Raw genomic sequence first — 11910 nt, 5'->3', positions numbered from 1 at the left:
TTGATGGAGATGGCTACACCTGCAAAGGAACGCCGCGATCACAACGCCAGTCAAACTCGCTGAATCCTGCATCTTCAGGTTGTTTGGGTATACTTGCTTTCGCGAATCGGGAACTATGCTAATGTGATTCCCAAATTCCGATAAGAAAGACGATCAACAATGAAAATCTTCAGCAACTTTGACAGCGGCAACATTCAGGTGGTTTCCGCTGACTCACCAGCCAATATTCAGCTTTCAATCCCAGCCGACAACAACACTGAAACTGCGCAATGGTTCCACTTCCGTTTGGAAAGTGATTCGCAGGAACTTCACCAGTTCACGCTGCTGAACCTTGCTAAATCCGCTTACCCAGAAGGTTGGCAGGATTACGATGTGGTTGCGTCTTACGATCGTAACGAGTGGTTTCGTATTCCTTCAGAGTTTGATGGCGACAACCTGCGCTTCTCAGTGATACCTGAAGCAAGCTCCATGTATTTTGCCTATTTCGCGCCTTACTCTTACGAGCGTCATCAAGATTTGCTGCACGAAGCGCAAACCCACTATGCCTGCAAACTGGAAACACTGGGTGCAACCATTGATGGCAACGACATCAGCCTGCTGACCATTGGCGAACCAGCCGAAGGTAAGAAGAATATTTGGGTGATTGGCCGCCAACACCCGGGTGAAACCATGGCCGAGTGGTTTATCGAAGGCTTATTGATGCGTCTGCTGGATGAAACCGACACCGTCGGCAAAGCGCTGATTGATAACGCGGTTATCCGTGTTGTGCCTAACATGAACCCAGACGGCAGCATTCGTGGTCATTTGCGTCACAACGCGGTCGGCGCAAACCTTAACCGCGAATGGCAAACGCCGACGGTAGAGCGAAGCCCAGAAGTTTTCTACGTGCGCGAACGCATGTTGGAAACGGGCGTAGATATGTTCCTGGATATCCACGGTGACGAAGCGATCCCATACAACTTTGTGGCAGGCAGCGAAGGCATTCCTTCCTACGATGAAGACTTCGCCGCGCTCGAGGCTCACTTCAAGCAAGCGCTGCTGACCATCACCCCAGAGTTTCAAGACGAGCATGGCTACCCGAAAAATGCACCAGGCACAGCTAACCTGACTGTCGGTTCTAACTGGGTGGCAGAGCAATTCAAGTGTCTGTCTTACACCGTTGAGATGCCATTTAAAGACCACAATGACCAGCCAGACGAAATTTACGGCTGGTCACCAGATCGCAGCGCCGCCTTCGGCAGTGATATGCTGGCCGCCATTTGGGCGACATTGCCAAAGCTTTGATGGGTTTATTTAAAGCGTAACGCCACCGAGAGGTGGCGTTTTTGGTTGAAGGATAAAGCGGTTGTATAGCTCGGTTTTGCCCTAAAGTGAGTTAACGTTTCGAACAATCCAGCACTTGAATAGACGCACAATGGCCAAATTTTTCTATTGCATTCCCTATGTATAAAAATACCGGGATATGTATGTAGTAAAAATGCGAACGCTTTAAATTCGGGACGCCCGATTTCTCCCATTTAGGTCGCAACTTTAAAAGTTAATCCACTGATTTTAAATACCTATAAGGTACGTTGTCATAAATGTACGCGAACTAATCCAACGTCCCGGTTTTGTATTAAACGGGCAAGCTGCCCGCTAATAAGTTGTGATGTGATTGATAAGGAGGTCGCACTGAAGATCGAGTATAAGGTTAACCAGCAAATTTCTGCTGAACAATTTATTGACCTGCTTAAGCGAACGACTCTTGGAGAACGTCGCCCAGTAGAAAATACCAACTGTATTAGAGGGATGCTGGATAATAGCAATCTCATCGTCACTGCTTGGGATAGTAGTAAGCTGGTAGGTGTTGCCCGTTCAGTTACAGATTTCCACTATTGTTGCTATCTATCAGATCTTGCGGTTGATGAAGAATATCAAAGATTAGGTATTGGGAAGCAGTTACAGATTCAAACGCAAGCGAAAATTCAATCAACTTGTAAACTTTTCCTGATCGCCGCACCATCAGCCAATGAATATTACGAGCAACTTGGTTACACAAGAAATGAGCGTTGCTGGGTGCTAGAACGTGGTCGAAAAATTATCACATAACAAGGGCATAAACGGGACGTTTACTCGTGGCGCATTTTTCGAAAAGCGGTGATTTAAACGTTTCAATCAATTTGTGCTGGTAAATGCCCATTATGCTGATGTTATGTGCTAGAAGAGTAAGGATGCTAAATGTCATTTGTTACAGGGAAACTGAAATTAATACTGCGTTTGGAAGGGCTATGTATATTCCTAATATCGCTCTCGTTTTTTAATCAACTTGACGGCGATTGGGCGTTTTTTGCTTGGTTATTTTTATTGCCCGACCTTGCCTTTCTGGGGTATTTAGCTGGCCCAAAGGTTGGTGCAATTGCTTACAACATCACTCACTCCATCATTAGCTCCGCAATCGCTCTCGCAATTGGCATCATCAGCCAAAGTGACTTGGTCGTTAGCTTATCGCTAATTTGGTTTGCGCATATAGGGTTTGACCGAGCTTTGGGCTACGGCTTGAAATACAGCACAGGCTTTTCCGATACTCACTTAGGCAGGATTGGGAAGCATAAATCTTTTAAAAGCAACAACCAGAGCAGTGATATTGTTGGCTGAGCGTATAACAAAGACTTAATGGGGACTAAAAACACTACACTGGATCAATTTTTTCGCTGCGCTCGCCCTGTGTTGGCGGCGTTATGTTGATCCACGGAAAAGGAGGTTTAGTGAGAATTACATTAGTTAGACATGGGAGGCCTGTTGCAAGCTCAAACCCTAGAGTTACGGCTGTTGGTTTTGCAAAGTGGGTTCGAGCCTACAATCGATCGTTTGTTTGCCCAAAAAGTCTTCCACCTCAAGAACTAAACGAAAAACTCCATAACAGCTATACATTTTCTAGTGACCTGAATCGCTCCCTACACTCAGCAGAAATATGTTTGGGTAAAGGAGCGGATTTGGTTTTAAATGACTTGAGAGAAATGGATATTCCTAGACTAAAGCTACCTTTTTCGATGCCAGTTAATAGTTGGTTGGTTATTGCTAGGCTGTGTTGGTTTTTAGGTATATCGGGTAATAGTGAATCGTATCAAACCGGCCGCAAGCGTGCTATTTCAGCCGCAGACCTAATTATTGCCAAAGCCTGTGAACATGAAAACGTTTCTGTTTTTGGGCATGGTATTTCGAATAGGCTTATTACGAAAGAGTTAAAGCGCCGAGGTTGGACTGTAGAGTATGCGAGCAAAGGTTTTTGGGGACGCACTGAGCTGATAAACATAACACATATGAGCCCTTCTCCGGTCAATAAGAAATAGCATTCTTTTGGCTGCGTCAGCAGCCAATACTATCGAAGAATAAAGTCGTCTACTCCACTTTCTCCTATCTGAAGTTATCCGAATTGATTGCTCACAAACGTAACTCCTAACTCCGAATTGTCCATAATCGTGTTAGGCCGATCTGTTCTGGCCTCTCCTTTAGCTAGCGTTGAAATCAACGCATTTCCAGCGCTAGCCTGCTCCCATCTGTTCATTCCCAATTTAGTCTGTATAATTCGCCGCCTGTTTGTTCGTGCCACATAAAGCTGCGCTCAGAACACTTCTCATCATTCATCTAGGAATACTTCATTGATTTCAACCGCTAACATCACCATGCAATTTGGCGCGGAGCCGTTGTTTGAAAACATCTCAGCAAAGTTTGGTAACGGTAACCGTTATGGCCTGATTGGCGCGAATGGCTGTGGTAAATCGACCTTTATGAAGATCTTGAGCGGCGCATTGGCACCAAGCTCAGGGAACGTGTCGATCGCACCGGGGTTGAAGTTAGGTGTGTTGAGTCAGGATCAGTTTGCGTTTGAAAACTTCAACGTGATTGATGTGGTCATCATGGGTGACAAGAAGCTGTGGGAAGTGAAGCAAGAGCGTGACCGCATTTACTCTTTGCCGGAAATGAGCGAAGAAGACGGCATGAAAGTCGCGGAACTTGAAGTCGAGTTCGCGGAAATGGACGGCTACACAGCAGAAAGCCGCGCGGGCGATATCCTGATTAAAGCAGGTATCGAAGAACATCTGCACTTTGGCCTGATGCAGCAAGTAGCGCCGGGCTGGAAGCTGCGTGTGCTGTTGGCGCAGGCGCTGTTTGCGAACCCGGATATTCTGCTGCTGGACGAACCGACGAACAACCTGGACATTCACACTATCGGTTGGTTGGCGGAAGAGCTGAGCCAGCGTAAGTGCACCATGATTATTATCTCGCACGACCGTCACTTCCTGAACACAGTCTGTACCCATATGGCAGACATTGATTACGGTGAGCTGCGAATCTATGCAGGTAACTATGATTACTTCTTGGAAGCGTCTGGTTTGCAACGCGAGCAATTGCTGGCGAGTAACGCTAAGAAAGCGGCCGAGATTAGCGAGCTGCAAGAATTTGTGAACCGCTTTGGTGCCAACGCTTCTAAAGCGAAGCTGGCGAGTTCGCGCGCGAAACGCATGGACAAAATCAAGCTGGATGAAGTGAAAACCTCTAGCCGTATCAGTCCGTCGCTTGATTTTGGTGAAGGCAAGAAACTGCACCGTCAGGCGCTTGAGCTGCAACAAGTGGGTCATGGCTATACCGGCGAGATGTTGTTTGAAAACGGTAATCTGCTGCTGGAAGCAGGCTCGCGCCTCGCGGTTATCGGTGAGAACGGTGTGGGTAAAACCACGTTGCTGCGCTGCTTGGTGAGCGAGCTTGAGCAAACCCAAGGTGTGGTGAAGTGGGCGGAGAATGCGTCTGTCGGTTACTGTCCGCAGGATTGTACTGCTGATTTCGACAACGACATGACCATCTTTGAGTGGATTTCTCAGTGGCGCACCGCAAAGCACAACGACCTGATTGTGCGTGCGATTCTGGGGCGTCTGCTGTTTACCGAAGATGACGTGAACAAGAAAGCCAGAAACTGTTCGGGTGGTGAGAAGAACCGTCTGATCTTCGGCAAGCTGATGATGCAAGACATCAACGTGCTGGTGATGGATGAGCCAACCAACCACATGGACATGGAAGCCATTGAAGCACTGAACAGCGCGCTGAAAGTGTATCCGGGAACGCTGATTTTCGTGAGTCACGACCGCGAGTTTGTATCATCTCTGGCGACGGCGGTTATCGAAATCAAAGACAAGAAGCTGGATTACTTCCAAGGCACATATGAAGAGTACCTTGCCCATCAGCAGAAGTTATTGAGTGCGGCATAAGCCCAAACTCACTGAATAGATAGAAACAAACGCCACCTGTAGAGGTGGCGTTTTTGCATTTGATGTCGAAAAACTAACGGCTTTTAAACCTCACTATTTTCATTGTCATTCCCAAAAATAAGACGTCACTTTAAGCGTGAAGTGAAAACTGGATGGGAATCTAAATATCCCTACATTTCTTGTCATTATTCATTCTAATTTAATACTTCGAATTAGTTTTGGTTCGGATGAGAGTAACGGGCATTTAATCTTTATCTCCTTCTTTTTGGTGGTCAGGAAGTAAACGCCTTCGTGTTTACACTTCCAAAGCAAATTTGTCTCATTTGTGAGTAAAACTCATTCGAAATATTTGAAGTAGGCTTGCAGCTAATCATCAAGCGCCTTTTTTAAAAATCAAACATTGGCAGCCCAATTGATGAGGGAACTGCGAGTGCTCAAATACAACCGCGAGAGTTGGGTGAGCACCTTAAATTTTATGGATGATGGGTCAATTCAATATGAAAAAAACACTTGTCTCGATGGCGGTGTTGGCGGGAGCGCTTTCGTCAGCACAATCATTTGCAAACTGTGCAGGGAATGTGTACTCCATGAATGCCGGACGCAACCATGTCGGCGTTTTGATGGATGTGCAAGAGCTGGATAAGATGGGAAATAGCTACACAACGGATGCTGTGAGCCGCTCCCTTTATCACTCAAGAGCAAAATTCAGTGGTTCAGCCATGTCATACGACCGTGTGACAGACCGCCTTTACTACGCCAATTCTACTCAGCCTACTGAGTTTTATGCGGATATTCCTGCTTCTGACTTTACGCCTGAAGAGTATGCAGCACTCGATGTTCACGCGAAAAAGAGAAAGCCCTATCAGCTTGCGTACATGAATCCTGAGACGGGTGAACATGTCGATGGCCCAACCGTTAAAAAACAGATTATGCGAATGGCTTTTCACCCAGACACGGGTGAATTGTACGCATCTGACGCTACCAGCATTTTCAAAGTGGATCCGACCACTGGTGAGATAACGGACATTGGCACCTTTGATAACAATCTACGCTTTGGTGGTTATTCAAGCTGGGGGTCGTTTGTATTTTATGAAGGCGAGCTCCTGTTTGTGACTAATGGTCGTAGCTTTAGCATTGATACCACGACGGGCGCACAAACACTCAAGGCCTTCCACTTTATTGACTTCGTTGCAGCCGCGACATTGGACCAAAACGGTCAGTTGATAATTGCAGCTAAAAACCAGAATGTTTCCGGGAATGTGAACAGTAACTGGATTTTCCGCGTGAACCCATCGACAGGTGAAAGGGTGCAAGTTGGCCTGTTCCCAACCCGCATCAGTGCGATGGGCACGGTGACTTCAGAGGATCACACGTGTTATCCAAAAACGGTATTCCCAAGCGAGTCTAATCCAACCGTTTCAGGTATCACGCTTGACTCAAGCGCTGTGACTGAAGGCGGTCAAATTAATGCGACCGTCAACTTCGACAAGGATACTGAGGGTACGACCACCAAACTCCGTCTGGCGCTTAAAGACGGTACTGCACTGCTAAACAGCGACTATCTGAACACTGTGACCCTGCGTTATTCAGATGGAACGACTGGCTCTGCGACCATTTCTTCAACCCTGACAGAAATTTCGCTGCCACAAGGCATCGATTCTGTTCGTATTACGCTATCTACCGTAAACGACAGCACGGCTGAAAACAGTGAAAACTTTACCCTGCAAGCGTGGGTGAAAACTGACAAGAGTGACCTGAGCAGCGCAAGTATCGTTATCGCGGACGACGATGGTTCGGGCACGGGTACCCAGGTTATCGAAGGCAGTGGTGATAACACCGTGGATGATTCTGCCTATGTCACGACGACGAAAGATGATGGCAGTTACACGGTAGTTTGGCGCGGATGGAGCACTAATTACTACGGTGATAACAAGGTATACCTCCAAACCTTCAATGCTGATGGGACACTCAAAGGTGAGGAGTTAGTCCTCGGTACAAGGCAGAAGATTGAGTCTCCTCAGGTTACACAGCTGAACGAAGAGGGTGATCTGCTCGTTACTTGGACGGGATATAACAACTCCACCACCTTGAACGTTCATTCTTATGCTCAGGTAGTTTATGCCAACCCTGCAGACCATGGCGGCGCAGCGACAGGGCCAGAAATGGATCTGGGTCCTTCTCAGCTTAGAACGGTGACTTCTGCCCAGTCAGGTACCACGGCGGTTATCGTTTGGCAGAATAACTTCCAGCTGTACATGCAATTGCTTGATACTTCGGGCAACAAGATCGGCAGCGCTCAGTCAGTCGGTTCCGTGTCCGCGAACAGCAATGGTTACCCAATCGAGGCCAAGGTCGAGATTTCGGTTCTGACCAATGAAAATTACGTTATTTCCTGGAACCAAGGTTCAACAGCGACGGCAACCAATGTTGTGATGTTGAATTCTACGGGGCAGAAAGTGGGTAGTACGCAAACACTGGCAATCGGCGGAACGGATGGCGTGGGTGATCTAGAAACCAACGTAGTCAGCATTGGTGGCGGGAAATATGCCATTGCCGGTTCGTCAGGCGGAACAGTCAAACTGGCTCTGATGGATGCTACCACTAACACCTATGTGGCTGGATCCATTAAGACTTTGAATCTGGCTGGCACCACCTCGAACGATCGTCCGTCCATCAGTCGAACCAATGCTAACGGAGACTTTGTGGTCGTATGGCGCGGTATTGAAGGTAGCCAATGGCATACCTACATGCAGCTGTTTGATCAAAATGGTAATGCGAAACAAGCTGCGGATAAGTTCATGATGCCTGGTGGTCACGGTCCTGCCAAAGTGGTGGGTGTCGGTAGTTCAGGCGATTACGTTGTTGCCTGGGCAACTATTGGCGACAATGGCAGATATGAAGTCAGGGCGCAGAAATTCAATGCCAATGGAATAAGAGTCGGCGCTGAGTTGTCGTTTACTGGTGAGGATAACAGCGAAAATAGCCTCGGGTTGGATATCACCCCTGTGGGAGATGACGGCGCTTACACGTTGATTTTCACAGGTAAAGACTCTGCTGAAAATGGTAACGACAGATCCATTTATATGGTTCAGGTCGACCAATATGGCAGTGTAGTGCAATAAATCTGGGACGTTTGGGGTAGCTATTTCTGTTAGCTACCCATTGTCTCCATAAATGAAAAAGCCAGCAGAATGTCTGCTGGCTTTTTTGTGTTTTGGTAAGCGCTACAGGTTAGTCACTGTTACCTGAACAACGGTGAAGACATCAGGCGGCTGTTGGCAGAACACGTTTCAGGATATCTGCCAGTGTCACCACACCAATCATCTTGTCACCTTTGCTTACCACGGCAAGCTGCACACTCGCTTCACGCATACGCGCCAACGCTTCGTAAACTGGTGTGTTTGCATCAAGCACATGCGCTTTGCGTGCAACTTCACGCGCAGGTCGGTCAGCGGGTTCCAGCAGGGTATCGCGCACATGAACCACTAGCGGTTTAAGGCCACGATTTCCGAACACCAGAATACGCATGTGTCCTGTTTCCATCGACACCTTGCGCACTTCTGCAACGGTTGCGCGTTTGTCGACATGGGCCATCACCTGACCTTCTGTCACCAGTGTTTCAACCGGAATTGAGCTCAGGTCAATCAGGCCAGAAAGCTGCTTCTGAATACTCGGTTGAAGTGTACCCACTTTACCCGAGTGTTCGACGAGTTGACGGATGGTATCAATGTCTTGTCCACCGACAGCGGCGCTTTCTACAGGCTCTACACCTGACGCTTTTACCAGTCGGTTTGCAATGCTGTTAATCCAGTTCAGCAACGGACGCAGTGGCCACACATAAGCGCGCGCGACCAAACCAATTGCCAGTGCTGATTTTTCAGGGTGCGCAATCGACCAGGATTTCGGTGCCATTTCACCGACAACAAGGTGAAGGAAAGTCACCACAAAGAGCGCAAAACCGAACGACGCACCATCTACCGCCCATTCCGGCATGCCCACCGAGGCAAACACGGGTCCAATCCAATGGTCTACCGCTGGCTTGGTGACTGCACCCAACGCAAAGGTACAGAAGGTAATGCCCAACTGGGCACCGGCTAGCATGAGTGTCAGGTCATTCATGCCACGCAGCGCAGCGCGTGCAGACGCACTTTCCACAGCCATTTCTTCCAGGCGGTGGCGACGTGCACCCATCAATGCAAATTCGATGATAACGAAAAAGCCACTCAATACGATGAGGGCAGAGGTCACCAAAGTGACAATCAACGGATCGGTCATCATTCTTCACCCTCCTCAATGGGATTCTCTACAAGCTTGACGCGCACCTCTGTTGGAACGTGTCGCTCAATACGCAACACTTCAACTTCAAGATGGCGCTTGAACAGCTCGCCAGAAGCAAATTCGGATGGGTCGACTGGCAGTTCGATAACGACTGTCTCACCTTCAGCTGGAAGTGCACCACGCTCCGCAATCAACATACCGGCGATGGTTTCTACATCGTCTTTCGGCAGGTCGTAGCCAATCGCACGCTCCACTTCGTCGATGTGAACGTCACCTTCCATCAGCCATACGTTGTCGCTTTGCGGAACAACGGCATCAGCCGCGTCGGCGTCGTGTTCGTCGGTAATTTCACCTACGATTTCCATCGCCAGATCTTCAATCGTCAAAACGCCGGCAAAGCCGCCGTATTCGTCAATGACACACGCCAGATGGTTGGTAGATTTCTCCAACTGATCCAGTGCGTCTGGCAGACTCATGAGCGTTGGCAGAACAGTAGCAGGACGCATCACCGATTCTACGGTGTCGTCAGCATGGCCAGCATCAATACGTGCCAACACATCAGGAAGATGAACCACACCCACAGGCGCATCGTCATCGTTCACCACAGGGTAACGGGTATGTGCTTGTGCCATCAGAGACACCAGCTCAGTCAATGTGGTTTCTGGCTCAACCCAATCCACTTGTGAACGAGGCACCATCGCGTGTTCTACGTCGCGCTCTGGGAAATCCAGGATACGGTCCATCATCAGTGAAAGCTCGACGGGGATGTCACCCGTTTCACGCGAGTTAGCGATGATGTGGTGCAAATCTTCTTCCGATGCACTCACGTCCAGATCGTGTACTGGCTCAATGCGAACCGCACGAAGCAGCAGGTTGGCTGACTTGTCGAAAAAGCTGATGAAAAAGCTAAACACAGACATGTAAATCAGTGTCGAGCGGGACATCATCAGAGACATAGGTTCTGCGTTCGCGATCGCGAGGTTTTTCGGGTACAGCTCGCCCATGATCATTTGAACGACCATAGCGACACCCAGGGTGATGACGGTACCTAGAGCGATCCCCGCCTCTAGCGATAACCCAAAGCCTTGTAGCAATACACCCAGAGACTGGCCGACCAGAGGTTCCGCGACAAAGCCCAGAACAAGACCGGTTACCGTAATACCCAGTTGGGCACCGGACAGCATAAAGCTGGTACGTTTGGTCACTTTGAGCGCGCGTTTAGCAGCGGCATCACCAGTCGCAGCAAGGGTTGCGAGTTTTGCTCTGTCCACAGCCATGTACGCGAACTCTTGGGCAACGAAGTAGCCGTTTGCTGCGATAATAGCCAAGATAAATAGAATGCCGAACAGAAGGGTAAGGAGGGTCTCAATCATTGCTGTGTCCTCCCTTGATGACAAGAAGCCAGTAAGGTTTGACACAATCGACTAGAGTTGGGGTCCACAAAGTATTCCTACAGTAATAACAGGAAGCGCAGTATATTTCCGCGATGTGGAAATAGTCTAGTGAATAGTTTGATTATCCCCTGCAAACTTACTGAGACACACGGCCAGAGGGGTTTCCATGCTCTCGGAAAGTCGGCCGCAATGGCCGAAAATCGCGATTAATGACGGCGAGTTTGGCCACTTTTGGGCTTACGGGCTGTTACAAAAATCTTTGATTTATTCAGGCTTGTGGTCGGCTTTAGCTATCGAATTTGCCAGAAGCTTTCTTCCCAACAAAATACCCCACACAGAAAACCGCAATAAACACGATTGTCGCCAGTATGTAAGCCAATGCTTCCGGAGCGCCTAAGCCAAATGCAAACGCAAAGCTAATGCCCAGAAACGCTTCTTTGAGCCATTCTGTTGCGGGTGAGTTGGTGCTCATGCCGAGCATACCGATAAAAAGAAGAAGGGCGAGCAGGCCGACTTTGAGGCCGATAAGAGTGGAACGTTGCATACATGGCTCCCGTTAAAAAACGGGCGCCAGTATACGACAATTTATTCGGTTATAGGCACTGCGCAAGCTGGCCTTTTTTGGTGGAAGCCATCACGCAGCCGCGTTCACTGTCCGAAGCCGCTTTACATTGGCTCATCAATTCGCCTGCAGAGGGTGCTAAGGCACCAAGAATTTTCTGAGCGTGGCTGACCACTTTGTTGCAGTCACTTTCTGCGACAGGATCGTAATCGGAACAGGCGGCAAGGCCGAAAACTGCGGTGGCTAGAAGTGTGGTTTTTATGGTGTTTTTTACGCTGAACATAAATCGCATCCCCTTTTTGCTGACAACTAAAAGGGTAGGAGAGCTTTCCTAACTTTGCGATATTGAAAGGTAACTGAGACAAAAAAGGACGCCGAAGCGTCCCTTTATACCCAAACAACCTGAAGATGCCGGATTCAGCGAGATTGACTG

At 48.5% G+C, this 11910-nt stretch carries 10 protein-coding genes; 6 read left to right on the top strand and 4 right to left on the bottom strand.

Annotated elements, in window-relative coordinates; translation table 11 throughout:
• Positions 1-159 precede the first annotated feature (159 nt).
• The 6 genes from RN22_RS18995 to RN22_RS18970 all read left to right on the top strand — a co-directional run bounded on the left by RN22_RS18995 (position 160) and on the right by RN22_RS18970 (position 8365).
• Entirely contained in the window at positions 160-1284 is a 1125-nt protein-coding gene (locus tag RN22_RS18995; protein WP_046306714.1) for a M14-type cytosolic carboxypeptidase, read from the top strand.
• 387 nt (positions 1285-1671) lie between these two features.
• Positions 1672-2088 carry a GNAT family N-acetyltransferase gene (locus tag RN22_RS18990; protein WP_046306720.1) on the top strand — a complete coding sequence of 139 codons (417 nt, stop codon included), beginning with the start codon at positions 1672-1674 and terminating at the stop codon, positions 2086-2088.
• Between the two features lie 129 nt (positions 2089-2217).
• Positions 2218-2634 (top strand): DUF4260 domain-containing protein, encoded by a 417-nt coding sequence (locus tag RN22_RS18985; protein WP_046306712.1) that lies wholly within the window; start codon positions 2218-2220, stop codon positions 2632-2634.
• 110 nt (positions 2635-2744) lie between these two features.
• Positions 2745-3329 (top strand): histidine phosphatase family protein, encoded by a 585-nt coding sequence (locus tag RN22_RS25010; RefSeq protein WP_046306710.1) that lies wholly within the window; start codon positions 2745-2747, stop codon positions 3327-3329.
• A 309-nt stretch (positions 3330-3638) separates the two neighbouring features.
• Positions 3639-5243, top strand: coding sequence for an ABC-F family ATPase (locus RN22_RS18975; RefSeq protein WP_082111439.1), 1605 nt, complete (start codon positions 3639-3641; stop codon positions 5241-5243).
• A 497-nt stretch (positions 5244-5740) separates the two neighbouring features.
• Positions 5741-8365, top strand: a complete 2625-nt coding sequence (locus tag RN22_RS18970) for a hypothetical protein (RefSeq protein ID WP_046306717.1) — start codon at positions 5741-5743, stop codon at positions 8363-8365.
• 142 nt (positions 8366-8507) lie between these two features.
• Here the strand turns inward: RN22_RS18970 and RN22_RS18965 are convergent, their stop codons facing one another.
• The 4 genes from RN22_RS18965 to RN22_RS18950 form a co-directional block, all read right to left on the bottom strand.
• Positions 8508-9518, bottom strand: coding sequence for a CNNM domain-containing protein (locus RN22_RS18965; protein ID WP_046306715.1), 1011 nt, complete (start codon positions 9516-9518; stop codon positions 8508-8510).
• Entirely contained in the window at positions 9518-10894 is a 1377-nt protein-coding gene (locus RN22_RS18960) for a hemolysin family protein (RefSeq protein WP_046306709.1), read from the bottom strand. The genes RN22_RS18965 and RN22_RS18960 overlap by 1 nt, the downstream gene beginning before the upstream one ends.
• Before the next feature lie 307 nt (positions 10895-11201).
• Positions 11202-11459 (bottom strand): hypothetical protein, encoded by a 258-nt coding sequence (locus RN22_RS18955; RefSeq protein ID WP_046306706.1) that lies wholly within the window; start codon positions 11457-11459, stop codon positions 11202-11204.
• A gap of 49 nt (positions 11460-11508) precedes the next feature.
• Positions 11509-11760 (bottom strand): hypothetical protein, encoded by a 252-nt coding sequence (locus tag RN22_RS18950; RefSeq protein WP_002539055.1) that lies wholly within the window; start codon positions 11758-11760, stop codon positions 11509-11511.
• Between the last annotated feature and the right edge of the window lie 150 nt (positions 11761-11910).

It is taken from the genome of Grimontia sp. AD028 (genome assembly GCF_000973155.1).
GTDB classification, from domain to species: domain Bacteria; phylum Pseudomonadota; class Gammaproteobacteria; order Enterobacterales; family Vibrionaceae; genus Enterovibrio; species Enterovibrio indicus.
Note: the sequence above shows the minus strand (reverse complement) of the source record. Positions and strands in the feature narration are given on the sequence as shown.

Bases quoted from the DNA above. Each gene is read 5' to 3' on its own strand.
- RN22_RS18995 (WP_046306714.1), top strand. From the start codon at position 160: ATGAAAATCTTCAGCAACTTTGACAGCGGCAACATTCAGGTGGTTTCC.
- RN22_RS18985 (WP_046306712.1), top strand. From the start codon at position 2,218: ATGTCATTTGTTACAGGGAAACTGAAATTAATACTGCGTTTGGAAGGG.
- RN22_RS18970 (WP_046306717.1), top strand. From the start codon at position 5,741: ATGAAAAAAACACTTGTCTCGATGGCGGTGTTGGCGGGAGCGCTTTCG.
- RN22_RS18965 (WP_046306715.1), bottom strand. From the start codon at position 9,518: ATGACCGATCCGTTGATTGTCACTTTGGTGACCTCTGCCCTCATCGTA.
- RN22_RS18960 (WP_046306709.1), bottom strand. From the start codon at position 10,894: ATGATTGAGACCCTCCTTACCCTTCTGTTCGGCATTCTATTTATCTTG.
- RN22_RS18955 (WP_046306706.1), bottom strand. From the start codon at position 11,459: ATGCAACGTTCCACTCTTATCGGCCTCAAAGTCGGCCTGCTCGCCCTT.
- RN22_RS18950 (WP_002539055.1), bottom strand. From the start codon at position 11,760: ATGTTCAGCGTAAAAAACACCATAAAAACCACACTTCTAGCCACCGCA.